Origin of the sequence: Mesorhizobium sp. WSM4306, from assembly GCF_007003975.1 — a bacterium.
Lineage (GTDB): Bacteria > Pseudomonadota > Alphaproteobacteria > Rhizobiales > Rhizobiaceae > Mesorhizobium.
The window spans coordinates 1-26002 of the sequence record NZ_VFTC01000033.1 but is presented as its reverse complement, the minus strand read 5'-3'; the positions used below and the strand labels follow the sequence as shown (position 1 = coordinate 26002).

General features: G+C 61.0%; 18 protein-coding genes and 4 pseudogenes. 18 read left to right on the top strand and 4 right to left on the bottom strand.

From position 1 onward, the window contains the following. Window positions 1–111 precede the first annotated feature (111 nt). The 4 genes from FJV77_RS27770 to FJV77_RS27755 form a co-directional block, all read right to left on the bottom strand. On the bottom strand, window positions 112–1671 hold the full coding sequence (locus tag FJV77_RS27770; RefSeq protein ID WP_024505651.1) for an E2 ligase fold family C protein: 1560 nt from the start codon (window positions 1669–1671) through the stop codon (window positions 112–114). A gap of 3 nt (window positions 1672–1674) precedes the next feature. After that, complete coding sequence (locus FJV77_RS27765; RefSeq protein ID WP_236383243.1) at window positions 1675–2061, bottom strand: Mov34/MPN/PAD-1 family protein; 387 nt, start codon at window positions 2059–2061, stop codon at window positions 1675–1677. Window positions 2062–2159: 98 nt separating this feature from the next. Continuing rightward, window positions 2160–2777 carry a putative metal-binding protein gene (locus FJV77_RS27760; protein WP_024505653.1) on the bottom strand — a complete coding sequence of 206 codons (618 nt, stop codon included), beginning with the start codon at window positions 2775–2777 and terminating at the stop codon, window positions 2160–2162. Then, complete coding sequence (locus FJV77_RS27755) at window positions 2770–3066, bottom strand: DUF2604 domain-containing protein (protein WP_024505654.1); 297 nt, start codon at window positions 3064–3066, stop codon at window positions 2770–2772. The genes FJV77_RS27760 and FJV77_RS27755 overlap by 8 nt, the downstream gene beginning before the upstream one ends. A gap of 902 nt (window positions 3067–3968) precedes the next feature. Between FJV77_RS27755 and FJV77_RS27745 the strand changes: the two are divergent. From FJV77_RS27745 to FJV77_RS27665, 18 genes and pseudogenes are all read left to right on the top strand, one after another. Next, a pseudogene (locus FJV77_RS27745) lies at window positions 3969–4862 on the top strand (hypothetical protein); the annotation flags it as partial. Window positions 4863–4950: 88 nt separating this feature from the next. Beyond that, window positions 4951–5995: pseudogene (fni, locus tag FJV77_RS27740) on the top strand (type 2 isopentenyl-diphosphate Delta-isomerase). Window positions 5996–6081: 86 nt separating this feature from the next. Beyond that, window positions 6082–6313 (top strand): annotated as a pseudogene (locus FJV77_RS33115) (IS5/IS1182 family transposase); the annotation flags it as partial. 667 nt (window positions 6314–6980) lie between these two features. Then, window positions 6981–9287, top strand: coding sequence for a S9 family peptidase (locus tag FJV77_RS27735; RefSeq protein ID WP_063169235.1), 2307 nt, complete (start codon window positions 6981–6983; stop codon window positions 9285–9287). 833 nt (window positions 9288–10120) lie between these two features. Then, window positions 10121–13396 carry a Ulp1 family isopeptidase gene (locus tag FJV77_RS27730; protein ID WP_245472171.1) on the top strand — a complete coding sequence of 1092 codons (3276 nt, stop codon included), beginning with the start codon at window positions 10121–10123 and terminating at the stop codon, window positions 13394–13396. A gap of 219 nt (window positions 13397–13615) precedes the next feature. After that, window positions 13616–15640, top strand: a complete 2025-nt coding sequence (locus FJV77_RS27725) for a conjugal transfer protein TraG (RefSeq protein ID WP_063169233.1) — start codon at window positions 13616–13618, stop codon at window positions 15638–15640. A 116-nt stretch (window positions 15641–15756) separates the two neighbouring features. After that, window positions 15757–16170, top strand: coding sequence for a CopG family transcriptional regulator (locus FJV77_RS27720; protein ID WP_063170364.1), 414 nt, complete (start codon window positions 15757–15759; stop codon window positions 16168–16170). After that, a complete protein-coding gene (gene trbB, locus FJV77_RS27715) occupies window positions 16167–17135 on the top strand; it encodes a P-type conjugative transfer ATPase TrbB (RefSeq protein ID WP_024502850.1) in 969 nt (322 codons plus the stop codon). The genes FJV77_RS27720 and trbB overlap by 4 nt, the downstream gene beginning before the upstream one ends. 12 nt (window positions 17136–17147) lie before the next feature. Beyond that, entirely contained in the window at window positions 17148–17456 is a 309-nt protein-coding gene (locus FJV77_RS27710; protein WP_024502851.1) for a TrbC/VirB2 family protein, read from the top strand. Further along, window positions 17456–17728, top strand: a complete 273-nt coding sequence (locus tag FJV77_RS27705; RefSeq protein WP_024502852.1) for a VirB3 family type IV secretion system protein — start codon at window positions 17456–17458, stop codon at window positions 17726–17728. The genes FJV77_RS27710 and FJV77_RS27705 overlap by 1 nt, the downstream gene beginning before the upstream one ends. Continuing rightward, the gene (gene trbE / locus FJV77_RS27700; RefSeq protein WP_063169232.1) at window positions 17722–20172 is read left to right on the top strand and encodes a conjugal transfer protein TrbE; all 2451 of its coding nucleotides are present in this window, start codon (window positions 17722–17724) and stop codon (window positions 20170–20172) included. Before FJV77_RS27705 ends, trbE begins: the two co-directional genes overlap by 7 nt. Continuing rightward, window positions 20169–20894, top strand: a complete 726-nt coding sequence (trbJ, locus tag FJV77_RS27695; protein WP_024502854.1) for a P-type conjugative transfer protein TrbJ — start codon at window positions 20169–20171, stop codon at window positions 20892–20894. Before trbE ends, trbJ begins: the two co-directional genes overlap by 4 nt. Window positions 20895–20927: 33 nt before the next feature. Further along, entirely contained in the window at window positions 20928–22250 is a 1323-nt protein-coding gene (gene trbL / locus FJV77_RS27690) for a P-type conjugative transfer protein TrbL (protein ID WP_063169231.1), read from the top strand. After that, complete coding sequence (trbF, locus tag FJV77_RS27685; protein ID WP_063169230.1) at window positions 22251–22982, top strand: conjugal transfer protein TrbF; 732 nt, start codon at window positions 22251–22253, stop codon at window positions 22980–22982. A gap of 1 nt (window position 22983) precedes the next feature. Next, window positions 22984–24009 (top strand): P-type conjugative transfer protein TrbG, encoded by a 1026-nt coding sequence (gene trbG / locus FJV77_RS27680; protein ID WP_164548809.1) that lies wholly within the window; start codon window positions 22984–22986, stop codon window positions 24007–24009. Beyond that, a complete protein-coding gene (locus tag FJV77_RS27675) occupies window positions 24006–25220 on the top strand; it encodes a TrbI/VirB10 family protein (protein WP_063169228.1) in 1215 nt (404 codons plus the stop codon). The genes trbG and FJV77_RS27675 overlap by 4 nt, the downstream gene beginning before the upstream one ends. Before the next feature lie 12 nt (window positions 25221–25232). Then, a complete protein-coding gene (locus tag FJV77_RS27670) occupies window positions 25233–25475 on the top strand; it encodes a DUF2274 domain-containing protein (RefSeq protein WP_024502859.1) in 243 nt (80 codons plus the stop codon). A 335-nt stretch (window positions 25476–25810) separates the two neighbouring features. Beyond that, a pseudogene (locus FJV77_RS27665) lies at window positions 25811–26002 on the top strand (IS5/IS1182 family transposase); the annotation flags it as partial.

Sequence of the window (26002 nt, the reverse complement as noted above, 5' to 3'; positions counted from 1 at the left end):
TGCGCGGAGGACGATAGGCCGGCAAAGGAGCGGGCCAAGCGTGTGATAATGGCGCCCATGGTCACGCCCACAAGCCGCGCCCCCTGCGTCTACGGAGAGGTGCGCGTCTGTTTAGGCGGCCGAGACATCGCTTACCTGATCAACGCGCTCGCCGTATTTGCGCCTGTAAGCGGCAATGAAATCGTCGTCGCTACAGATGCAGCGGCCGCTGGAGTCCTTGGCCTTCGGATCGTGCAAGTGAGAGCCAAGGGGGCGCAGAAGATTCACCCGAGTGCTCGTCGTCGGGCTCATGGGAAACCCCGCACTATGTTTGACCAAATCCGCGGCAAGCATAATCCCGGCAAGCACCGACTGAAAGGCCATCGGAACCACAGTTCGAACGCGGCGACTTCCTTCGCTAAGCTGGAACACCAGACCGCCGCAGATAGCCTGCTGATAAAAGGAGCGCAGGGGCTGGCCGACAAACGGGGCTAGCGGTTCAAACGGCACAGCCATCGCTGTAGCCACGCGAACTACAAAGTCGTTGGGAACTCCGGCATTGGTCTGCAGGAGCGTTTTCACCTGCTCGTGTGCTTCCGGTATTCCGAGTTCCTCGGCAATCAGCTGGTGCTCGTCCTTGGATTTTCCGGATGGCAGGTACATGCAACAAAGGCAAGCCTGGCCGTCATCGAAACCATGCCGGGAGATACCGAGATCGTGCTCCTGCGTCCAAGCGTTTGCGATCCATCGCGGCAGTGCACCTTGGACAGCCAGACGGTCGGCGGCGGTGTCAAGCGCCACACCCACTTGGTCGAAGACCCAATTGCCCCGGCGCGCAACATATTCTGCCCACGTCAGAGGGTGCGCCTCGACCTCAAGGGCAGTCGATCTAAGGGCGGTGGCTGCAAGAACCGCTTTGGACATACCAATCTCCGCCTGGCCAGCCAATGCGTAGCGCTGCAGGTTTGAGAGTTCGATCGCTTCGTGATCGATTACATGCAGACGACCTTTGAGATCGGGTTGTCTCGCTAGCGCCCAAAGCGAGCCATGGCCTATCGCACCGAGCCCAACGAGGTGGGTTTCGCCAAGGTCGACTGGGAAGTCGATCGGGCCAGGCTCTCCGGCTTTGGTCTTGTCGTAGCTGCATAGCGAGAGGTCGATGGTTTCGTCCAACTCGGCGCCGGTCAACTGGGCAGCGAAGATAGTTCGAAAGACGTTGGCGGCGCCGAAGCAACTGGCGGCGCCAGCTCCATAAGGCAGCAGACTTGGGCCAGAGCCCACCGGGTCCGTACGCGACAGCTTTGCCGCCCAACCGTCCGATCCCACGAAAAAGATCGGGCACCGGAGTGATGGGCGCGTTACCCCTGCAACGACGCAGACGGTGGCAGACTTGCCGGAACGCCGGATGCCGACTTTTGGATTGATCGACTTTGCCAAGCGCTCCAGCGCTTGGGCTTGAGAGCTCGCCGCGCTGTCCAGCGGGAGTATCGCCAGAACCGGGTAGAGCCTAGCGAGCAATCTCACCGCAAGATCTAGTGTCGCCTGGCCTTCGGCGCAGGAAGCGGCCTGATGGTCGAAGGCGACTGCCACGACCTGCTTTTCAAGAGCTGCTTTGAAGTCTCCCAGATGAAAATCGGCCAGGACCTGAGATGCCGCCGTGGCGGCGCGATCGATGAAGTTAGCGAATGCCATTGTTCAACTCGATATCATGATCATTCGCGACAGTGCCGCGGGAGGGAGCGCATTCCATTTGGCCTTTTCGTCAAGCCGATAGGCGGCGACCCGAGCAAAATCGAAAGGCTCGCGGGCGAAATTCGGCACTACCAGCGACAGACACCCAACCGTGGTAGCAACCGCATAAGCGTCGTCCGTCGTCGAATGGTAGGCGCGGCCCGGATGGCTGTGAATCTGGGCCAAGAGTTTCAGGCCGCTTTTGTAGAGCCAGACATTGAGCCGGTGCAGTTCTTCGGCCGCAACGATCACGCAAACGCCATCGTTTGTCCGAATGTGACGCTGCGCCGGGATAACCGTCTCTGTTACGGCAAAGTGCCGCTCTTGCTGAACGCCGACCCAGAGCGCCATCCCCTCATTGCCCTCGCGACCAACTGAGCGCAGATGCCCATGCGTGGTCGAGATGCAGCCGCGCGGGAGAGTCACGATCGTTACATCTCTCAAACCAGTCATTCTTGTATCGCCTGAGGGGATACCACCATTCCTACGATTGTCGGTTGGAGTTGAATCTGCAACTGCTCTATAGGAACGATTCCGTACTTGATGATCTTGTCCAGGATGAAGGCCAAACAGCCTTCGCCAGAACCCCGATGAAGCAGCCATGGATCACCTGAATGGGCTGGATTGTCGTGGTATTCCCGGACGCCCGCCATGCACAGGAATGGTTCGTCCTCGGGACTGTTGGCCTGGATGAAGTCCGTCAGCGGCACGGCGTTCTGCTGGATGAGAGCTCCTATCATCTCCGGCGGCGTTCCGGGCAGCGGCGGACGTCTAAGCATTTTCAGGTATAGATCTTTCCGGGCAATCGGATGACGCGTAAACGGATCGACGAAGACCACGGACGGTGGTCTTAAGTCGTAGTCGGTGAAGTCGACCTCGCTCGCTGCGCTGACCACCCGTGGCTTTAACTTGGGGCTGGCGAAAATGAAGAAAGCGCGCGGAAAGGTCGCCTCGATCAAGAAGCAGCCCTGAGCCCGATAGACATCAGCATATGGCCGGAACCGGCCGATCTCCCGATCAAACTTCGCTCGGGAGACCTCCGGATCCACACTTTGGTGTTTAGGCACCTGCGACGCCCGCCTTCAGGCTGAGGAACAGGGTCACAGTATTCGGGAAACCGAAGTCGCCAAGCTTCTTGTCGACATCGAGCAAGTTGCCGGCCTCATCCTTGAATTCCCAATTCTCGGCTGGTTGGGCGACATTCTGCGTGTTCTCAAGGGCTTTGGTACGAATGACGTGAAGCGGCTGGTTGGGATTGGCTTCGACCTGCGTGGGCTGGCCGTTCACCACCACCGTGATCTCGATCTTGCCCGGTCCGCCGCCGTGATTATCGCCCTTACCCGAATCCTTCGACATTGTCCTACTCCTGTGGCTTGCCAACCGCCCCACGCCCTGGCGCCCACCTGCGAGTGAGACCGGCGGTCTTCAATCGTTCACCCGGCGCCACGGCCGCGAGTACGCGAAAGACAGGGGATAAGCTACCGAATCGGTGCTTGCCTTCTTTTATGGGTGACTTGAGCCGCAAGTAAATGGTCTCAAATTGCTCCTCACAACTATAATCGATTAGAGCAATGCAAAAATATTGGCGACACGCCTATTCATCTGCTCTCTCACTCGCCTGCTCCGTGCTTGGCAAGGGGAGCTTTGACTGCGTCACGCGTCCCCCAAGCAGCCGATTGCGCCGGCAGCGCCGTAGGAACCGTCGTTCAGAGTCTTCACCACTCAAGCAGCCGCATGGATGCAGCCGACGCTCGTCTCCACAAACAGCGCAAGTGGTGCCTTGTTGGATAAGGTCGCCTCGTCCCTGGTGCAGCATCTGTCGGAACGGGTCCGCTGCGAGACCATGCCTCATCATCGCGCATGCGCAGCAGCCGGCGGTCGATGCTCGTAAGGCGTTCTGCTCATTTCGTGGCGAAGGCGCTGCTCGACTCGCGGACATATGCGGGCACCGAGGCGGAGGCTGACCAGTCGGCGCCGCGTTCGCGGATGTCGCTTGCAATGTGCTCGCGTGCGTTTGCCGCCGGCGACCTTGCCGTCCTCGCCTGCTATGGCGAGCCGGCGCAAGCGGATTGCTCGATACTGCCGGCGAGGCTGCGGGCCGGTCCTAACGGCCGTTCACAAGAGCTTGCATCAGCAACTGGCAATCGGATCGATAACTTCGCGATCGCCGTTATGGCGCGGAGATGCGGTCTCGCCGGGTTGTGGCTGGCGCTTCGTTGTGGGCGGCGCGTCGTAGCCGAGGGAGCAGGGGCGGCGCCATGATCCAGACCGAACGCGCGCTGCAGCAGGTGCTTGAGTGGGGGCGTGCCCTGACCGGTTTCGCGGATGAGCATGCTGAGGAAGCGGTAAGGGGCGGCCAGTATATCCTGCAACGCATTCACCCGAGCCTGCGCGACACCAGCGCCCGCACCGGCCGCGATCCGCAGGACGAAACGCTGATCGTGGCGTTCTATCGCGAACTGGCGCTGCTGTTCTGGCTAGACGATTGCAACGACGTTGGCCTGATCGCGCCGGAGCAGCTCGCCGCCCTGGAGCAGGCGCTGGGGCACGGCGTACCGTGCGTGCTCTCCGGATTCGAGGGCTGCGCTCAGCTGCGCGCTTCGCTGGCTGCGCTCGCTTACGATCGTCACGACTATGCTCGGCTTCTCGACTATACCCGGTGCTACTGCGCGGCGCTGCGCGCCGGACACGCGCAGGCGGCAGGGGCGCGACGCTGGTCTTACGCCGAGTACCTGCACAACGGCATCGATTCGATCGCTTACGGGACCGTGTTCTGTTGCCTGTCGCTGCTGTGGGGGCTGGACATGGCGACCTTGCGCGCGCGTCCAGCGTTTCGCCAGGTCCTGCGGCTCATCTCAGTGATAGGGCGCCTGCAGAACGATCTGCATGGACGCGACAAGGACAGGTCGGCCGGCGATAACGCGGCGATCCTGCTTCTGCAGCGCTATCCGGCTATGCCTGTGGTTGAGTTCCTCAACGACGAGTTGGCCGGCCATACGCGCATGCTGCACCGGGTGATGGCGGAAGAATGCTTTCCCGCGCCGTGGGGACCGTTGATCGAGGCGATGGCGGCGATCCGCGCGCAGTACTACCAGACTTCGACCAGCCGCTATCGCAGCGACGCTGCAGGGGGAGGCCAGCGTGCGTCGGCCTGGACGCGCCGGAGGCGGCGGCTTGGGCGCGCTGCCGTCGGTTCGATCCGACGCAACGCCGTCGCCCGCTGCTACGGATGGAGCGAGCATGAGCGACACCGCCCTGAGCCGGGGAAGGACGAACATCTGGACATCGTGCTGGATCGGCGAACGGCGCCGGCCACGGTGGCCGCTGGCTGGGAGTACATCCATCTCGAACACTGCGCACTGCCCGAGTTGGACCTGACGCAGATCGACCTGCGCGCCTCGCTGCTGGGCAAGGCTATGCGCGCGCCGCTGCTGATCAGCTCTATGGCCGGCGGCATGCCACGGGCCGAGGCCATCAACCGGCATTTGAGCGAGGCAGCGCAAGCCTTGGGGATCGCCATGTGCGGTTCGCAGCGTGTGAGCCTGCAATCCCGCAACTCCCAGGGGCTAACGCGCGCGCTGCGCCGCCTGGCGCCAGACATTCCCTTGCTGGCCAATATCGGCGCCGCGCAACTGCGGGAGGCCGACGGCCTGGACCTGGCGCGTCGCGCGGTGGACGCGCTGGAGGCCGATGGGCTCATCGTCCATCTCAATCCGCTGCAGGAAGCGGTACAGCCGGAGGGCGACCGCGAACTGGCGCGGCGTCCTGGCGCTGATCGCTGGCGCCGCGCGCATCGTGGGCGTGCCGATGGTGGCCAAGGAAGTGGGGGCGGGCCTGTCCGCCTCGGTGCCTGTGCGCTCGTCGAGGCGGGCGTGGCGGTAATCGATGTCGCCGGCGCCGGCGGCACCAGTTGGGCCGCAGTGGAGGGCGAGCGCGCCCGCAATGCCGCCGACCGTGCAGTGGCGATGTCATTCGCCGATTGGGGGATTCCACCCTGACCAGCGTGCAGGCGGTGCGTCGGGCGCTGCCAACGGTGAAGCTGATCGCGTCGGGCGGGATCCGCGATGGCGTCGACGTGGCCAAGGCCATCCGCCTGGGCGCGGACATCGCCGGGCAGGCGGCCAGCGTGCTGGGCGCGGCGACAGTGTCCACCGGGGCCGTTGTCGCGCATTTCGAGATCGTCATCCGCCAGTTGGCCGTCGCCTGCTTCTGCACGGGCTCGGCTGATCTGGCGGCGTTGCGTCAGGCGCGCTTGTTGCCCTCGTCGCATTTGTCCGCCGGTTGATGTCGGCGTCGTCCGCACGCTAACAGCAGGCTGCTGAAATACCTACGCCAAAGACAGACTATTGATCCCCCTGGCGAGACGGCTCGATTGACGGGAGCGATGTGTTCATGGAGCAGCTGTTCACGATGAAGCGGTTGGAAGATTTCGTTCCAGCCGGTCATCCTGGTGCCCGCACCGGCTGATGATCAATGGAGCGCTGGTGCGGCTAGACGGCATCCTTTCCGGCATGTACGCCTGCAGTGCCAAAGGCGGTCGCCCCAGCGTTGCGCCGGAGAAATTGCTGCGGGCCGTGTGTTGCAGGTGTTCTACAGCGTCCGTCGGAATTGATGCAGCAGGTGCTGCTGTGGCAAGGCCAAGACCCGGGAATGCCGTCAGCTTTGATCAGGCGCTTCGGGCCGTCGGAAACGCGCGAAGAGTCCGGCTTTCGAAAAAGGCCGAACGCCTCAGATAAAGCCAGAACTCCTTGGGTCACCATCAAACCAATTTGACGCCCCGGGACAATTTCGTCCGGCATTGTCCGGTGTGCGACGATGTTGGGGATGCGACATAGGCGGATTGCCGTGTATTTAAACCGCTTTTCCTTTGGCACGCATATTGCGCCCTATCGGTAAACCTCGTCATGGGCCGGCGGCAATCGCTCGGAGATTGTCGAAATAGCACAATGATTTCTGCCGGGGTGACATCCGGCCCGACTAGAGCAGGACCTTTCAGATGATGCAGAAAAGCAAGCGGCCATACTCGCGGGGAAATAGTCGCGTCAGGGCTGCATGGACGCTCTTTCCTGGTTGTTTCGGCGGCGGACGCCAACTCTTCAATCGGCACCCGAACCAGTGCCTGGATGTCCAAGGAGCGCCCCTGTTGCGCGTGCCTGGCTGCACCCGCGTGCTGGCTCTCCTCCAAGGCGACGCTTCGGCGCTGCTGCAGACCGGCGACGAGAACCCAACTTCAAAATTAGCATTCCGAAAACCGAAAGAAGTGAACAGGTATGTCCAGGATCGGCGCTTTGACGCGCGCCGCATGGCGATCGGCAACTCAGACGCTGGCCAAGGGTTCGAAAAGTTTACACCCGACGCTAGCGCCGGCCGATTTCAAGCGCGCACTTACGATCAACGATCGATATGGCGGGCTCACTGTCAATGTCCCCAAAATGCCTTTCTGGCTGACCGGGGGTGAAGCCTTCGTCTACCGCCGGACTAGCCACGGCGAGCAGCAGTTCATGCAGGTCGATGCTGCCACGGGTTTCAAGCGGCCCGCTTTCGATCAGGCGCGTCTGGCGGCAGCGCTAAACAAGGTGAGCCATGAGAGCTATCAAGCCGGCAATCTTCCGTTCGACCGTTTCGAACTGAGTGAGGATGGTCGCAGGCTCGACTTCCAGATTGAAGACACCCGGTGGAGCTGCGACCTTGCAAGCTATGACTGTACCAGCACCACATTCGATGCAAGGAAAGGGGACCGTAGGGAGCTCAGCCACCGCTACACGCCGCCAGCGGAGAACAACCCCGACAAGAGCAACGCGTCGCCCGACGGCAAATGGATCGCCTATATCAAGAACTGCAACGTTTTCCTGCGCAGCGAGGACGGATTGCAGGATGTTCCTCTGAGCCGGGACGGAGCCGAAGGCAATTGCTACGTCTTTTCGACGCTGAGCTGGTCGCCGGACTCGCGCCACCTCGCCGCTTACCTTGTTCGCCCCGGCTATAGGCGAGAGGTCCGCTACCTCAATTCTTCGACGGACCAGTTGGAGCGGGAATATTCAACAAAATTCTATCCCAGGCCGGGCGATGTCCTTCCGCTGCCCCAGCCAGTCCTGTTCGACATTGCCGGCCGGCGCCAGATCGTGATTGACGGTGCCCTCTTCTCGAACGTCTTCGAACTTTCCCCTCTCCGGTGGTGGGCGGACAGCCGCGGCTTCACTTTCGAATATAACCAGCGCGGGCATCAGCTTTATCGCCTGGTCGAGGTAGACGCCGCCTCGGGCCGCGGGCGCTCCCTGATCGATGAGACCAGCGAGACATTCGTTGATTATTTGCCGCTGGGGCATGGCCAGGAGGATGCCGGAAAAATCTTCCGTTACGATGTCGATGACGGGAAGGAGATCATCTGGGCATCAGAGCGCGACGGGTATGAGCATTTGTATCTTTTCAACGGCCGGACAGGCGCGCTCGAAAACCAGATCACGCGAGGTGAGTGGGTCGTCCGGAGGGTCAACCATGTCGATCCGGTCAAGCGTCAGATCTGGTTCGAGGCGAGCGGGATGAACTCGCAGGAGGACCCCTATTGGGTCCATGCTTACCGCATCGGCTTTGACGGCAAGGGACTGACTGCACTGACGCCCGAACCGGCCAACCACCATATCGAGTTCTCGCCTGACAGGCGCTATTATGTCGATCTCTGGTCACGCATCGATCTGCCCCCGCGCATGGCACTCTACCGCGCCAGCGACAATGCCAAGCTCCAGCAGATCGAGACGGCCGACATTTCTGAGCTCGTCGCCGCAGGCTGGCAGCCGCCGCTCAGTTTCCATTCCAAGGGGCGCGACGGCAAAACTGACATCTGGGGCGTGCTCCACCTGCCAGCCAACTTCGACCCGACGAAGAAATACCCGGTTGTGGAGAATATCTATGCTGGACCCCACGGCTCCTTCGTCCCAAAATCCTTCTCGCGGTGGACAGAGCCGCTCACGCAGCTGGGCTTCGTCGTTGCTCAGATCGACGGCATGGGCACCAACAACCGCTCCCGCGCCTTCCATGATGTTGCTTGGAAGAATCTGAAGGACGCAGGATTTCCCGATCGCATTCTGTGGCACAAGGCGGCGGCCGCGCAATATCCATGGTACGACATATCCAACGTCGGCATTTTTGGCGCATCCGCCGGCGGCCAGAGTGCAGTCAGCGCGCTGCTCTTTCACCCCGATTTCTACAAGGTCGCCGTCGCCAAAAACGGCTGCTTCGACAACAGGATAGACAAGACCTGGTGGAACGAACTTTGGATGGGGTGGCCGGTCGGCATTGAATATTCGCAATCCTCCGCCGTTGACAATGCTCACAGGCTGCAGGGCAAGCTGATGATCGCGGTCGGCGAAATGGATGATAATGTCGATCCGTTTTGCTCGTTCCAGCTTGCCGATCGACTCATCAAGGCAGGAAAAGATTTTGACATGGTCTACGTTCCTGGTGCCAATCACCATACTCTAGGCACCTACACCGAGCGCAAACTCCTAGACTTCTTCGTTCGCAACATTCTCGGTCAGACCCCGCCCGACTGGAACACCAAACCGATCGAGCTGGAATAGCTTGTGGCTCTTGCAATTGTTAGCTCGCCTTATCAGCTGTAATCAGGGCGAGGCGCGAGCAAATCTGCACCGAAGGACGATCGTGGAGTCTAGGACTTGCGCTGCGTATTGAGGATCGGCTCGCCGCGACGTTGGTCTGAGCAAACTGCTTGATAGGCACGCCTGCAGACCGCGTGTGTGCGATTGCAAGATCCCCTATCAGCCTGGTGTGAAGCGTTCAGGGGAAAAGCCGCACCCAACGCCGCTTCCGCTCGCCGTAACGCTACGGCGGTGCGGCCCACCGATCCGCTCGACGAGCATTGGAACACATAGGTCCCCGAACGGACGATTGCCTTGGCAATAGAAGACCCTCGTCGGTCATCGCCGCTGTGGGTGGCAGCCCGTCGGTCTGGAGCTGCCACGATTCTCATCCTCGCGTCACATATGAGCTGAAGCTTTCCGGATCGGGTATCCAATCGGCATCCAGTTGCTCGGCGATATGGTTGAATTCTGCCCTCAGGACAAGAGTGAGTAGAGCAGCCCCGCTACGAAAATCCCATCCTGGTTCGTTTGACGCATCGACTATTCAGATTGATTGGCGTGATACCCGGCGCGGCCGCAACACGCGAGGCCGTCAACCGCTGAGCAGAAAACCAGCCTTCGCCTTCCGCGGCGGCGGACCTCGTCAGCCTCTCGAAAGCTTGCCTGAGTAGGTTGCTCATGTGATCTGTGGAAGTGAGGATAGCGTGCACCCGTACAAACTAGACATTCATCGTGGCAGCTTGGCTGCAGGTGCAGCACGCCGTACCGCACGAGCAAGCGGACAGGCCGGCCAAGCCGGTTTTGAGCAGCACTTGGGCGAACTGCAGGCGGCGGACGAGTTGATGGGTGCGCTAGGCGAGGAGGTCCTCGTCAATGGCTCGCATGGTAAAGGTGAGTTGAGACCAACGAAGAGGCAGAGGATCCAAAGCAATCTGCAGCATGCTGTCACTGAGCGGCAACCAGGTGAGGTTGGCAACTCAGGCGCTCGCGTGATGATGCAACTCCCCACCGATCAGGTGGGTACATCGGAACGGGAGGCGCAACTTGTGATGCAGGGGGACGAGCACGAATACACCCCAGCACCGCATCTCGACGGGTCGATGCCCTCGACAGTGCAGCCGGATCGTCCAATTGTGGTCCCCGACGGTGCCGACAAGCGTCCTGTTTATTCCAACGATGCCACCGCCATCGAAGGGCTGAAGTCAGCACTCCTTGCGGGTAAAGCCAGGCCGGACACGGTCACTCGCAGCACAAATTCTCTTTTCGGCTTTAGTCGTTGGCTCTTTCAAAACAACAAGCCAGGGCTTGCTGCTCGGCTTTACCATCCGTCGCTGAGCCAGGATCTCGAGGAGTACGAGAGTAGGGGTGGTTCCTCCACCGTGGCTGGCGCACTGCGTCAATTGATGAAGTCGATGGGCGGAGCCGGCCCGATTGTGGGTCGCGCTGTCCTGAACCCCCATCCTGACGACGCCGCGCTCACCAGACATTTCAGATCCGCGAGCGGCTACGCAACTGCTCTTAACCATTTCAGTCATTACCTACGTCAAAATGACAAGCTCGGAATTGCGGGTCGCATTTACGATAAATCGCTGGATAAAGATGTTGAGAGCTACAAGGCCGCCTCCTCTAATGGTGGAGCTCCGATCGAATCTGCGCTGGTTTATCTCCGCAAGAACCCGCCGCGCGTTATACTCGGGAATCATCTGGAAAACGCGGTCAGCATGGAGGCTCGTCCCCGTGGCGACGCTGCTCAGCATACCGCACCACAGCAGGGATTCGATTGGCCAGAGGAGCTCCTGCCGGTAGGTTATAAGGAGGGCACCGATCTACCATTGTCTCTCGCCCCAACCGCGCACCAACACCAAGCGCCCGACTTTGGAGAGGCCGTCCCTCACTTGAACTGGCGCCACGGCGACCAGGGCGCCCCGGAGGAGCTGGTAGCTGCACGGGACAGGAGCAGCCCGCTGCCAAGCGAGGCGGTGCCACATAAATCTGGACGGGGACTCGCTACGCAGCCCAGATTGTGGGCGGAGAAATCCGCCTCGCCAGAGCTCTTTCGACGGCGGGCGGAGCAGGCTCTGCCGGCGTCCGCCAGAGGTGTGGAGACATCCTCCGCGGTTGATGAAGCCGCGCAGGCCGCTCGCCAAGCTTTGGCTTGGTTGCAGCAGGAGATGGAGGGGATCGAACCGATGCAGGATCCTCATGAGGTGGCTACACCGGAATGTGAGGCGCAGCTCGTCAGGCAGAGGGATGAGCACGAATCCACCCCAGCACCGCATCCCGGAGGTGGTGGGTCGATGCCCTCGACAGTGCAGCCGGATCGTCCAATTGTAGTCCCCGACGGTGCCGACAAGCGTCCTGTCTATTCCAACGATGCGACCGCTATCGAAGGGCTGAGGGCAGCATTCCACGCGGGTAAGGCCAAAGCGAACACGGTCACTTACAATGTAAATTCTCTTTTCGGCTTTAGTCGGTGGCTCCTTCAAAACAACAAGCCAGGGTTTGCTGCTCGGCTTTACCATTCGTCGCTGGATCAGGATCTCAAGGAGTACGAGAGTACGGGTGGTTCCTCCACCGTGGCTGGCGCACTGCGTTACCTCAAGAAGTCGACAGGCGGAGCCCCGATTATGGCTCGCCCTGTCGTGATCCCCTATCCTGACGATGCCGAGCTCATTAGAAATTACAGAGCCGCTTCGACCAAGGAGTACCTGGCAGCGCCTGCGACCGGACGGAATCCAGATACCGTGGGCGGCTATACAAATTTTCTTAGACATTTTAGTCAGTACCTGCGTCAAAATAACAAGCTTGGGATTGCGGCTCGGATTCACGACAAATCGCTGGATAAAGATGTTGAGAGCTTCAAGGCTGTCTCCTATGGTAATAGGCTAAGTATCAGTTCTGCATTGGCTCACCTCCGGGATATCCTGCCGCGCATTGTGCTCGGGCGCGAAACTGTCCTTTCTGCTCATCCGGCAGACGCAGTCACCAGGCGCGTTGGGGCCGCTGCTGAAGCTGGGCCAGCGGCACCGGCAAGAGCTCCCCAACCCGCCTCGCCAGCAACCGCTAGGCTGCCAGGCACCTACCGCGGCCTTCCACTGGTTGATGTGACCACACTGACTACCAGTTCCTCTGGGGCTCAGATCGGGGCGCTCGATCCGACAGCCCCGTCCAACGTTGCAACGGGGCGGGTGCTCGGCGCCGCCGAATGGCTGAGCGACGCCCATATCCAGAGAGATTACAATTTGCTGGAGGGGCAACTGCAGGGGATCAATCCGGCGCTCGCTGCCCGGACTCGGCTGGTGGATCCTTCCGTATCCCATCTACTGCGACACACGTCGCCGCAAGACGCTCGAGGCATATTGCAGTCCATCTATAATCAAAACAACGCCACAGCCGACTTCCTGTTCTTGCCAGTGAATAATGGCACGGCTACTAGCCCCGGCACCCATTGGTCGCTGCTGCTCGTTGATCGCCGCGACCCGGAAAGGCGGTTCGCCTATCACTACGACTCCCTCCAGCGAGAGGGATATAACGACGTGCCTGCAAAACAGCTCGCAGGACTGCTGAATGCCACCTTGGCGCCAGCCCCCATGGCCAGACAGACGAACCATTATGATTGCGGCGTATTTGTCCTGGAGGGCACGTGGGCGCTGGTTGAACGATTGGTGAAAGGGCAGCGGCCAGACCACGAGCCGCTGCCCCTCGACAACCTCGTTGCCGATCGGCAGGCGCTGCAAGACCGGCTAAGGAGGCGCTTGCCGCACGAGGAAGAGCCGCGGCAGCTGCTGGAGGATGAACCCGCCTCCCCACCGATGATGGCATTCGAGCCAGGGGAACTGCGGCAACTGTTGGAAGACGAGCCTGCCTCCCCACCAATGATGGCGTTCGAGCCAGGGGAACTGCGGCAACTGTTGGAGGATGAACCCGCTTCCCCACCGATGATGGCGTTCGAGCCAGGGGAACTGCGGCAACTGTTGGAAGACGAGCCTGCCTCCACTTGGGCACAAATCAATTCGACCCCACATGCGCGAGCGGACGGTGTTCATCAGCCAGCCCAGGCGCCGTGGCTCCCTGAACGCAGAAGATAACTTTGCGGAGGAGCGGTCACGCAACTGTCGGCGGCGCCGGGCCTCAGGGTGAATGGAAAGGATGGAGTGGCGGATGGTGTCGCGTGAAGGCGCAACACGCGTGCTGACCGACCTGCATACGTAGGAAGTCGTTCATTGCTCCCAAATCGTATGTGAGGAACATTCCTGTCCCGGCTGCGCCGCGCGATGCTAGGTCGCGTTGTTCAGCGGGCCAAGCCGATGACACCTACGAAGCTACTGATCGGGCAGATCGCCGTTGTGTGCGCAATTGTCATTATCGGCGTATGGACGGCAACCCAATGGTGCGCTCAAATGCTGACCTACCAGACGCCTCTCGGCGCACCATGGTTTCTCTTCGCCGGCTGGCCAATCTACAAGCCGTGGAAGCTGTTTGAATGGTGGTTCCACTTCGATGCTTATGCGCCGGAGGTCTTCGACAAAGCCGGTACGCTTGCAGGCGCCAGCGGATTCCTGGGTTGTGCCGCCGCAATCGCTGGCTCGCTTTTGCGCGCGCGACAGCGCGGGTCGGTTACGACCTATGGGTCTTCACGGTGGGCCACGACTCATGAGGTCGAGACGGCAGGGTTGTTACGGCCGGCGGGCGTTTTCCTCGGTAGGCTGAACGATCGCTATCTGCGCCATGACGGCCCGGAGCACGTCATGGCATTTGCGCCGACGCGTTCGGGCAAGGGCGTGGGGCTGGTTGTTCCAACGCTACTTTCCTGGACCGGGTCTGCCATCATTCATGATATAAAAGGCGAAAATTGGCAGTTGACCTCCGGCTGGCGGTCGAAATTCTCGTACTGCCTTCTGTTCAATCCGACCGACCCGAGATCGGCACGCTACAACCCGCTGCTGGAGGTGCGCAAAGGCCCAGATGAGATCCGGGACGTTCAAAACATCGCCGACATCCTCGTCGATCCCGAGGGCGCGCTGGAGCGACGGAACCACTGGGAGAAGACCAGCCATTCACTCCTAGTTGGCGCCATTTTGCACGTGCTCTACGCTGAAGAGGACAAGACGCTGGCCCGCGTCGCCACCTTCCTGTCGGACCCGCAACGCTCGTTTGCCGCAACGCTACGGCGGATGATGACGACAAACCATCTCGGGACGGGGCATAACCCTCAGGTCCATCCCGTAGTGGCCTCGGCGGCTCGCGAACTCCTGAACAAGTCGGAAAACGAGCGCTCAGGCGTCCTCTCGACCGCCATGTCCTTTCTCGGGCTTTATCGTGATCCAACGGTCGCGGCGGCCACTTCGTCCTGCGACTGGCGCATCGCTGACCTAGTGGATGGAGAGCGACCGCTGTCGCTCTATCTGGTCGTGCCGCCTTCGGATATCTCGCGCACCAAGCCTTTTGTGCGACTGATCTTGAACCAGATCGGCAGGCGGTTGACGGAGCGTCTGGAGGGGGACCCGAAGAAGAGCCGTAAGCATCAGCTGCTCATGATGCTGGACGAGTTTCCGGCGCTCGGTCGCCTCGACTTCTTCGAAACGGCGCTCGCCTTCATGGCAGGTTATGGCATTCGCTCCTATCTGATCGCACAATCTTTGAACCAGGTTTCAAAGGCCTATGGCGAGAACAATGCTATTCTCGACAATTGCCACGTGCGAATTGCCTTTTCCTCCAATGACGAACGCACGGCCAAGCGCATCTCGGATGCCCTCGGCACCGCAACCGAACTTAGGTCGATGCGCAACTATGCGGGCCATCGGCTTGCGCCCTGGCTTTCACATGTCATGGTGAGCCGCCAGGAAACCGCGCGCCCGCTCCTGACGCCAGGCGAGGTGATGCAATTGCCGCCGTCAGACGAATTGGTCCTGGTTTCTGGGTTGCCGCCGATCCGCGCCAAGAAGCTGCGCTATTATCAGGATCAGAATTTCACAGATCGGGTGCTGCCTGCGCCGGTGCTGCACGACGGACCCTATGCGGACTGCCCTGCATCACGCCCGGACGGCTGGACTGGACAAGTGTGCAGCGTCGATAGCCGACTTGCTGCGGACGAGGAAAGCGCCGACGCGCCAGTTGAAGACGAGGGAGGCGTTCAGCAGCAACGCCATCCAAGCCTGCCCGAAGAAGACGTTGTTGTCTCTCAAGAGCCCGATCAGGCCGATCTGTACAAGCCCGCAGACGATGACAGCGAAGCGCTCGCGGACAAGCGTGTCATGGATCGGATTTCCACTGCGGCCCGCGTCTACGGTATCAACGAGGGCAGGGGCGACGATGTCATTCCCGGCTTCTGAAGTCCGCTGAGTTGCAGAGCGCACCTCAGCGTAGATAACGGCCATAAGCAATTTTGAGCGTCTGGCCGATGCTTCTCCCGTCGCCGGCGCAACGCCGGGCCGTCGGAACGATCCGCATGAAGCCGCACCGCATTCGCCATCAGTTTCTGCTTGAGCCGGAGCTCAGCGAGAAACTGGACAACCTCAGTCGCGATCCGTCAACGACCAAATCAGCGATCGTGGGGAAGGCGATCGAGGCGTTCATCGAGCGGCGTGGCGAGAGCGAGTTCGATCGGCGCTACGGCGTAAGGCTTGACCGGCTCTCCCGCGATCTTGCCCACGTCAGGCGCGATTCCGAGGTGATCCTGGAGAGCCTGGCGCTCTTCATCCGCTTTTCGATCACCCTTCACGCCCACACGCCGGTCCCGGATCGGGCAACGCAGGCTATTGCCCAAGAGCGTTTCGAGAAATTCGTTGAGAAGGTCGGCCGCCAGATCGCTTCCGGCAAAAAGTCGCTTAGCAAAGACAATGGTGGGGGAGGGGAAGGATGAGCTCTCATCCCGAGGCCGACCACCGGCGGCGTGTCATGCTGCGCACCGCCATGGGTCCGGCAATCACCGAAGCCCTGGCCGATCCGTCCGTCATCGAGGTGATGGTCAATCCCGACGGCGCGCTGCGACTCGACCGGTTAGGCGAAGGTCGGGTCGATACCGACGTTCACATGCACCCGTCCGAGGCAGAACGTATCATCCGCCTGGTTGCTTCGCACGTGCGCGCCGAGGCGCACGCCGACAACCCGATCGTCAGTGCCGAATTGCCGTCTGGCGAACGCTTCGAAGGCCTGCTGCCACCTGTGGTGTTGGCGCCATGTTTTGCCATCCGCAAGCCCGCCGCGAAAGTCTACACCCTGGCCGACTATGTTGCCGAACGCATCATGCTGCCGCTGCAGGCCGATGCGCTGAAAAAGGCCGTCCGCGAGCGGCGCAACATGCTGATCGCCGGCGGCACTTCCTCGGGGAAGACAACACTCGCCAACGCTCTGCTGGCTGAAGTCGCCGAATGCGACGATCGGGTGATCCTGATCGAGGACACACGCGAACTGCAGTGCGCGGCCAGGGACTGCGTTGCCCTGAGAACAAGGCGGGGCTCGGTCACCCTTGCCGATCTCGTGCGCTCGACGCTGAGGCTCAGGCCGGACCGCATCATCGTGGGCGAGGTGAGGGGCGCGGAAGCGCTCGACATGCTGAAGGCATGGAACACCGGGCACCCAGGCGGCATCGCTACCGTACACGCCAATTCCGCGCGCTCGGCTCTCTATCGCATTGAGCAACTCGCCCAGGAAGCGGTGGTCACCGTTCCCCGCCGGCTCATCGCTGAGGCGATAGATCTGATCGTCTTCATAGCGGGACGCGGCTCGTCGCGCCACATCGACGCAATCGCCGAGGTCACCGGTCTCGACGGCAGCGGCGATTACGCCGTTGCCCCGCTCACGCTTTCGCAACTCCAGCAGCTTTGAAAGGCCTTCCTCATGCGCAAGAAGCTTCGCTTTCTTTCGTCCACAGCGCTCGCGTTTCTTATCACGGCCCCGGTTTATGCCGCCGGCTCCGGCATGCCGTGGGAGCAGCCGCTGCAGCAGATCCTGGAGTCCGTGCAGGGACCGGTCGCCAAGATCGTTGCGGTGATCATCATTATCACCACCGGCCTGACGCTTGCCTTCGGCGACACCGCCGGTGGTTTTCGGCGCCTGATTCAGATCGTCTTCGGTCTGTCGATCGCCTTCGCGGCATCGAGCTTCTTCCTCTCCTTCTTCTCCTTCGGTGGTGGGGCGCTCGTCTGATGGCCGCCGGGGAGCAGCATATCGAGGGCTTCGCAGTACCGGTCCACCGGGCGCTGACCGAGCCGATCCTGCTCGGCGGGGCTCCGCGCGCGGTGGCGATCCTCAACGGTACAGTGGCCGCGGCCATTGGCTTCGGCTTGCAGCAATGGATTGCTGGTCTGGTGCTTTGGATCGCAGGCCACTCGTTAGCGGTGTTTGCCGCAAGACGCGATCCGGACTTCGCCAGCGTGCTTGTGCGCCACCTACGTCTGAAGGGGTGGCTTGCATGCTGAACCTTTCGGAATATCGAAGCAAAGCCGACCGGCTTGCCGACCATCTACCCTGGGCTGCCTTGGTGGCGCCCGGCATCGTGCTCAACAAGGACGGCAGCTTTCAGCGGACGTTGCGGTTCCGCGGCCCGGATCTCGAAAGTGCGACGGAGGCTGAACTCGTCGGCATTTGCGCCCGGGCGAACAATGCTCTCAGACGCCTTGGCTCTGGCTGGGCATTGTTCTTTGAGGCCGAGCGCACAGAAGCGCTGGGCTATCCGAACTCGCATTTTCCTGACGCCGCGTCGTGGCTGGTCGACGAAGAACGCCGCGCTGCTTTCGAGGGGAAGGTAGCGCACTACGAGAGCCGCTATCATCTGACCTTGGTGTTTATGCCACCGCCGGACGCCCAGGCGCGCGCAGAAAGCACGCTCGTCGACTCTCATTATTCCCGAGGAGAAAGAGACTGGCGCCAGGATCTGGCGAGGTTCCGTGACGAGACCAACCGCGTGCTCGATCTCTTCTCGGGTTTCATGTCCGAAGTACGCGTCCTCGATGATGCTCAGACGTTGACCTACCTCCACGGCACGATTTCGCCTCGTCGCCATCCTATCATGGCCCCGGAAACGCCGATATATCTGGATGCAATCCTGGTCGATGCGCCGCTTACCGGTGGCCTGGAGCCGATGCTGGGTGAGCAGCATCTTCGCACACTGACCATCCTCGGCTTTCCGAACCTCACCCGGCCCGGAATCCTCGATACCCTCAATCATCAGGATTTCGCCTATCGCTGGATGACGCGCTTCATTCCGCTCGAGAAAACGGAAGCCACGAAGACGCTGACGCGATTGCGCCGGCAGTGGTTTGCCAAGCGCAAATCGATCGTGGCAATCCTACGCGAGGTCATTACCAACGAGCCGGTCCCGCTTGTCGATAGCGATGCCGACAACAAGGCGCTCGATGCCGACGAAGCCCTTCAGGCATTGGGCGGTGATCATGTGAGTTTCGGCTATCTCACCACCACCGTGACGGTGTGGGGCGAGGATCGCCAAGCCGCTGCAGAGAAGCTTCGCGCGGTCGAGCGCATCATCAATGGGCTCGGCTTCACCACGATCCGAGAAGGCGTCAATGCGGTCGAGGCTTGGCTCGGCTCATTGCCTGGCCATGTCTACGCTAACGTTCGCCAACCGCTCGTTCATACATTGAACCTTGCCCATCTCATGCCGCTGTCGTCGGTTTGGGCCGGTCCTGCGACAAACGAGCATCTCGCGAAAGTCACCCAAACCGAAGCGCCACCGCTTTTCGTTGCCGAGACCAGTGGGTCGACACCGTTTCGGCTTTCCACCCACGTCGAAGATGTCGGCCACATGCTGGTTGTTGGTCCGACCGGCGCCGGCAAGTCGGTTCTGCTTGCTCTGATTGCTCTGCAGTTCAGGCGCTACGCCGGCGCCCAGGTTTATGTCTTCGACAAAGGCAATTCGGCCCGTGCTGCAACACTTGCCATGGGTGGAGAACACCACGCGCTAGGAGCGGACGGTTCCCTTGCCTTTCAGCCACTGCGCAGCATCAACGACCAGGCTAGCCGAAGCTGGGCGGCCGAATGGATCGCCAGCCTTGTTGCCCACGAGAACGTCACCGTCACGCCGGAGGTGAAGGAGGCTATTTGGTCAGCGCTGGCCAGCCTTGCCACCGCGCCGGCGCAGGAACGCACACTGACCGGTCTTTCGGTCCTGCTTCAATCCAATGCGCTGAAGACCGCATTGATGCCCTACACGCTCGACGGTCCCTTCGGCCGCCTGCTCGATGCCGATCATGATGGGCTGGCCTTGTCGGATGTGCAGTGTTTCGAGACCGAGGAGTTAATGCACAGCCAAAGCGCTTTGCTGCCGGTGCTTACCTATCTGTTCCAGCGACTTGAGGAACGGTTCGACGGACGGCCCACGCTGATCATGCTCGACGAGGCGTGGGTCTATCTCGACAATCCGCTGTTCGCCGCCCGCATCCGCGAATGGCTGAAGGTGCTGCGAAAGAAGAACGTGTCGGTTGTCTTCGCTACGCAGTCGCTGGCTGATATCGCGGGCTCTGGCATAGCGCCGGCAATCATCGAAAGCTGCCCGCAGCGCATTTTCCTTCCCAATGATCGTGCCGTGGAACCCCAGGCGCGCACAGCCTACGAGCGCTTCGGTTTAAGCGAGCGGCAGATCGAATTGATCGCCCGCGCCACGCCGAAGCGTCAGTATTATCTGCAATCGCGCCGCGGCAACCGTCTGTTCGAGCTCGAGCTTGGCCCCATCGCTCTTGCGCTTTGCGGTGCTTCCGATCCGGCCACGCAGACTCTGATCGACAGGATCATGTCCGAAGACGGGCAAGGCAGCTTTGCCTCGCAGTTCCTGATCGCGCGCGGCCTCGATTGGGCCGGCGAACTTCTCAAGCAATTCCCTCAACCAGACAAGGAGCAATTCTCATGATGCGGCGACGCCTTCTCTCCGGCCTGATCACCGTTTCCCTGATCGCCAAGCCTATGGCCGACTATGTGCAGCCCGCCTACGCCCTTATCGTGTTCGATCCGTCCAATTATGCGCAGAACGTGCTGACGGCCGCGCGCGCATTGGAGCAGATCAACAACCAGATCCAGTCGCTGCAGAATCAGGCGACCATGCTGCAGAACATGGCGCGCAATCTTCAGCGTCTGGATTTCTCTTCCGTTGGCCAACTCACCGGTTCGCTCCATCGCATCGACGGCTTGATGGACCAGGCGAGTGGCCTCAGCTTTGATCTGGGCAAGCTTCAAGACCAGTGGCGCAGCCAATATCCGGAAAGCTACGACGCCACGATCAAAGTCAGCGATGTGGCGAGTGCTGCGCGGGAGCGTTGGCAAACCGCCATGCAGGCGTTCCGCCAGACCATGGGTGTCCAGTCGCAAATCGTCGAGAACGTCCGCGCCGACGGCGATCTGCTCGCCGATCTCGTCAACCGCAGCCAAGGGGCGGCCGGTGCGCTTCAGGCAAGCCAGGCCACCAACCAGCTGATGGCGCTTTCGACAAAACAGCAGATGCAGATCCAGACGCTGCTCGCAACGCAGTTTCGAGCTGAGGCCGAGGATGCCGCCCGCAAGGCCCAGTCAGACGAAGCCGCCCGCGAGATGACGAAGCGATTCTTGGGTACCGGCTCGGCTTATCCCGGCAATTAATCACGAGTTCATCACGACGAGAAAGGCAGCGGCATGAACGACCTTGGCGTCATCGATCGCTTCATGGAGACCTTCATCCGCTACATCGACAGCGGGTTCGGTCTGCTATCGGGCGACCTCGCCTTCCTCACTACCATTCTGATCGGCATTGACATCACACTTGCCGGCCTGGCGTGGGCGCTCGGCGACGAAACCAGCGTTCTCGGCCGGCTTGTCCGCAAGGTGCTCTATGTTGGCGTCTTCGCCTTCATTCTGAACAATTTCAAGAACCTCGCCGATATCGTTTATCGTTCTTTTGCCGGTCTCGGGATTAAGGCGTCGGCCGGCAATCTGTCGGCAGACAATCTCTTGCGCCCGGGCCGCATTGCCGCGACCGGTTTCGAAGGTGCTTGGCCAATGCTTGACCAAGCCAGTCAGCTCCTGGGCTTCCCGGAAATCTTCGGCAACGCACTGACCATCTTCGTGCTGCTGATGGCCTGGTTCCTGGTCATCATCGCCTTCTTCATCCTTTCCATCCAGCTTTTCATCACCATCCTTGAGTTCAAGCTCACCACGCTGGCAGGTTTTGTTTTGGTTCCATTCGCACTTTGGAACCGTTCAGCGTTCCTGGCCGAACGCGTGCTCGGCCATGTTATCTCGTCAGGCATCAAGGTGATGGTGCTCGCCGTCATTGTCGGTATCGGCTCCACGCTCTTCGGGGAGTTCGCTTCCGCATTGCAAGGCAAGGAGCCGGATCTTGCCGGTGCCATGTCCCAGGTACTGGGCGCACTGGCATTGCTTGGCCTTGGCATTTTTGGGCCGGGGATCGCGTCGGGTCTTGTCTCAGGCGCACCGCAGCTTGGGGCGGGCGCCGCCCTCGGCACGACCGCGGCGGCAGCGGGTGTATCACTCGTTGCTGGAGGCACAGCATTTGCTGGCGCGCGTATGGCAACCAGCGGCGGTGTCGCCGCCATCCGAGCCGGCACAACAATGGGATCGGCTGCTTCCACGTCATGGCAGATCGGGCGCGCAACCTCGCCCGACGCTGGCCTCTCCGGTGTGGCTGCTGGAATGCATGGTGTAACCAGTGCAGCTGGCGGCGCCGCTATACGCATAGCGCGATCCGCCACTGCAAGTGTTGGGCGCAACGCCGATGCCGGGCGCGATGCCGCGTGGACCGCGACCGGCGGCACGCCGACAGCGCCAATGACCGAACGCTCTGCCGGTTCGGCCACTGTTTCGGCGCCGACGTGGGCAAGGCGCCTACGTTCTGAACAGACCGCCCGTGCAAATCGCCACGCTGCCATGCAAGCTGTCCGAGACGGAGACCGGCCGGGAGGCAGCGCCACCCCCTCTCTCAACGACAAGGATGACTAGATGCTCTTCAAGCGACCCGTGCACCGTTACGGCAAAACACCCGAACCGGTCACGCCGTATCAAAAAGCCGCCCAGCTGTGGGACGAGCGCATCGGCTCATCTCGACTGCAGGCCAGGAACTGGCGGATCATGGCCCTTGGCTGCCTGGCCTTGGCGACCGGGCTTTCCGGCGGACTCGTATGGCAGTCGATGCAAAGCCGTGTCGTGCCTTATGTCGTCGAGGTCGATGGCTTCGGCGAGACGCGCGCCGTCGCGCCGGCGATCCGGAATTATGAGCCCTCGGATGCTCAGATCGCCTGGCATCTCGGCCGCTTCATCCAGAATGTCCGTTCCGTTTCCACCGATCCGGTTTTGGTACGGCAGAACTGGTTGGCAGCGTACGACTTTGCTAGCGATCGCGCAGCGCTCTTCCTCAACGAATACGCCAAGGCGAACGACCCCTTCGGTCAGATCGGAACGCGCAGTGTTTCGGTACAGGTCACCAGCGTGGTCAGAGCCTCCGAAAGTTCATTCCAGGTCAAATGGACCGAGCAGGTGTTTGAGCGCGGAAGCCTTGCCAGCACGATGCGCTGGACTGCGATCCTCACGATCGTGATTCGCTCGCCAAGCAATACGGATCAGCTGCGCAAGAATCCGCTCGGCGTCTTCATCAATGCCATTGACTGGTCACGCGAGCTCGACAGCGCCGTCCCAACCCCCCTTTCTCCGACGGAGTCCACCAATGAAAGGTAAAATGTCACCGATTCGTGCCGTGCTGATCCTATCGGTGTCGGCAGCGGTCGTTTCCGCTTGTGCATCGAAGAAGGTGCCGCCGCCTGAGATTTCCTATGACGCTGCCGACTTCAAACCGGCCGCGATCGAAAAGGCGCCGGAGAGGCCGATTAGAATTGTCGAGGTGCCAAAACCACTGCCGCTGCCTGGCCAAATGCAGCCCGAGCCCGGCAAGGCCGAGGACAAGCGCCCCCCTGAAGAACGCGTCGCTGATGCCAACAAAGCCGCGACCCAGCAACCCACCAAGTACGGGTATGTTAATGCCGTGCAAGTCTACCCCTTCACCGATGGCGCGCTTTATCAACTCTATGCCGCGCCGGAGCGCGTGACCGACATCGCTCTGCAGCCGGGCGAGAAACTAACCGCCGTGTCGGCTGGCGACACCGTGCGCTGGGTCATTGGCGATACCGCAAGCGGCACCGGTGACAATCAGCGCACCCATGTTCTGGTAAAACCCTTCGCGCCGGGTCTTGCCACCAATGTCGTCATTACGACGGACCGGCGGACCTATCATTTGCAGCTTCAAAGCACCGAGAAGACCGCAATGGCGGCAATCTCCTGGACCTACAGCCAAGACCAGATCATCGCGCTTCGCCAGCGCAATGCTCAAGCCGAGGCAGTTACACCGGTCGCGTCGAATATCGCGCTCGAAAACCTTCGCTTTCGCTACTCAATCAGTGGCGACACACCGCCCTGGAGACCGACGCGAGCCTTCGACGACGGCAGCAAGGTCTATATTGAGTTCCCTCGTCGCATAGATCAGGGCGAGGCGCCACCACTCTTCATCGTCGGCGCAGATGGGAGCAGCGAGCTCGTCAACTATCGCGTGCGCGGCAACTATTACATCGTCGATCGGCTCTTCGCCGCGGCCGAACTTCGCCTCGGCACCAAGCGGCAGCAGGTGATCCGCATCAGCAGGATTGACGGCAGGCAACCGCAACGGCGGATCTCGCTCTTTCGCGGCAGCCGGCGAGGTGAGGACTCATGATCGAAAATTCCCGCTCTGGCATCCCGCCGAAACTGGATCCCGAGGAACTGCAGCTTCGGGCCTCTCCCCGCCGCGTGGTGCGGTTCAGGCGCGGTGTGATCATCGCGATCGCAGCGCTCGGATCCGGCGCTGTCTTCGGCGTTACCATGATCGCCCTCCAGGGGCCGGCCCTTCGCATCAGGGATCAGGCGGAAGATCTCTACAACACTGAGCGCAAACCAACCGCCGAGGGGCTCGATACGCTTCCCCATGACTATTCCGGCATGAAGCCGAAGCCTCCCGTCCTTGGGCTACCTTTGCCGGGCGACCTCGGCCGCCCCATCCTCGAGCGGCAGCGCCAGCTCGGCATCGTGCCGGGCCAAGACATCTCGGCCGAGGAGCAGCGTCTAGCGCAGCAGGCGATCGAAGCGCGTGAATCGCGGGTGCTTTTCCGCGTCGAAAATCGAGCTCAAAAGACAGATGTCGGAGAGAGCGTGCAAACTGCTCAGCATCCATTTGAGGCGCTTCCCCAATCCGAAGCAGGACGCGCGTCAGCCTCGGTGGCGGCGGCGGAAGGCGACCAGAACAATCAGCAGCGAAAGCTTGATTTTCTCAGCCAGCGGAGCACTGGCGGGATCTACAATCCGCATGCGCTGCAGACGCCGATCTCGCCATATCAACTGATGGCTGGCAGCGTGATTGCCGCCAGCCTGATCACCGGCATCAATTCCGATTTGCCGGGCCTTGTCGTCGCGCAAGTCACCGAAAATGTGCACGACACGGTCACGGGCAACATATTGCTGATTCCGCAGGGCTCACGTCTTATCGGCGTCTACGACAGCGTCGTCGCGTTCGGGCAAAAGCGAGCGCTGCTGGTCTGGCAGCGCATTCTGCTGCCCGACGGCTCGTCGGCCGAAATCGACAATCTGCCCGCGAGCGACACCGCCGGCTACGCAGGGCTGGAAGACGAAGTCGATTTCCACACTTGGCAGATGATCAAGGGAGTGGCGCTTGCCACATTGCTCGGTGTCGGCACAGAATTCAGCCTCGGCGAAAACGAGAGCGATCTGGTCAAGGCGATCCGGGAATCAGCCCAGCAGAACGCCAGTCGAGCCGGCCAGCGCATCACCGAAAAAAACCTCAATATCCAGCCCACCATCGTCGTCCGCCCAGGTTGGCCACTGCGCGTCATCGTGCACAAGGACATCGTGCTGCGGCCATACGCCAGTTGAGCAGGAGTTATCATGGCTGACCTGAAACTTGGAAAACTTCCGGACCGAACAGCTTCGAAGATCACCATTACCGTCAGCGCGGAGCTGAGCCAAACACTCAAGGAGTATGCTGCACTTTACCGTCAGACCTATGGTCAGTCTGAAACCGTGGCAGAACTCATCCCTTTCATGCTGGCGGCGTTTCTGGAAGGCGACCGAGCCTTTGCCAAGGCCAGAAAGGAACGTCTGCCGACGGAGCTTGCCGGAAAATCGTGACTCCTCCGCTAGGGCAGCTGGAACATTGCCTAGCTGTCGCGACCTACCTGCTCCTCGCGAAGCATAGGATCAAACACCTTGGAATGCAGGTATGCGCAAGAGATGATGTGGAAGGAGATACCGCGCAACAGCCTAAGTTTGCATTTTCGATTTGGTCGGCCGTGAACTATCCGCAAGCCATTGATCTGGCCTGTTGATTGAGGCGGATAGCGGCTTTGGAATTGCAGGATTAGCGGTATTTGGACGCTGTTTTCCTGCAATTCGGTTTTGCGATTCCCTTGTGGCGCGGAGCGTGATTCACTCGGTTCGGCGGCGGCGAATCGAGGGGACAGCGAATGTCCAGGCCACGCGAGAAGCGCGAGACGGGAGAGCAGGACCTGTTCCGCTCCCGGCTCGACCAAATCATCAACATGAAGCACGAGCTGGTGCGGCTGGCGCAGGCGATCGACTGGCCGGTGCTGGAGGAGCGTTTCGGCGCCGTCTATTCGGACGGCCCCGGCATGCCGCCGCTGCCGACCCGGCTGATG

Coding starts and splice junctions, on each gene's coding strand:
- trbB (WP_024502850.1), top strand. CDS start 16,167: ATGAGCTCTCATCCCGAGGCCGACCACCGGCGGCGTGTCATGCTGCGC.
- trbG (WP_164548809.1), top strand. CDS start 22,984: ATGTCACCGATTCGTGCCGTGCTGATCCTATCGGTGTCGGCAGCGGTC.
- FJV77_RS27770 (WP_024505651.1), bottom strand. CDS start 1,671: ATGGCATTCGCTAACTTCATCGATCGCGCCGCCACGGCGGCATCTCAG.
- FJV77_RS27765 (WP_236383243.1), bottom strand. CDS start 2,061: ATGGCGCTCTGGGTCGGCGTTCAGCAAGAGCGGCACTTTGCCGTAACA.
- trbF (WP_063169230.1), top strand. CDS start 22,251: ATGCTCTTCAAGCGACCCGTGCACCGTTACGGCAAAACACCCGAACCG.
- FJV77_RS27735 (WP_063169235.1), top strand. CDS start 6,981: ATGTCCAGGATCGGCGCTTTGACGCGCGCCGCATGGCGATCGGCAACT.
- trbE (WP_063169232.1), top strand. CDS start 17,722: ATGCTGAACCTTTCGGAATATCGAAGCAAAGCCGACCGGCTTGCCGAC.
- trbL (WP_063169231.1), top strand. CDS start 20,928: ATGAACGACCTTGGCGTCATCGATCGCTTCATGGAGACCTTCATCCGC.
- trbJ (WP_024502854.1), top strand. CDS start 20,169: ATGATGCGGCGACGCCTTCTCTCCGGCCTGATCACCGTTTCCCTGATC.
- FJV77_RS27725 (WP_063169233.1), top strand. CDS start 13,616: ATGACACCTACGAAGCTACTGATCGGGCAGATCGCCGTTGTGTGCGCA.
- FJV77_RS27675 (WP_063169228.1), top strand. CDS start 24,006: ATGATCGAAAATTCCCGCTCTGGCATCCCGCCGAAACTGGATCCCGAG.
- FJV77_RS27705 (WP_024502852.1), top strand. CDS start 17,456: ATGGCCGCCGGGGAGCAGCATATCGAGGGCTTCGCAGTACCGGTCCAC.
- FJV77_RS27710 (WP_024502851.1), top strand. CDS start 17,148: ATGCGCAAGAAGCTTCGCTTTCTTTCGTCCACAGCGCTCGCGTTTCTT.
- FJV77_RS27670 (WP_024502859.1), top strand. CDS start 25,233: ATGGCTGACCTGAAACTTGGAAAACTTCCGGACCGAACAGCTTCGAAG.
- FJV77_RS27755 (WP_024505654.1), bottom strand. CDS start 3,066: ATGTCGAAGGATTCGGGTAAGGGCGATAATCACGGCGGCGGACCGGGC.
- FJV77_RS27720 (WP_063170364.1), top strand. CDS start 15,757: ATGAAGCCGCACCGCATTCGCCATCAGTTTCTGCTTGAGCCGGAGCTC.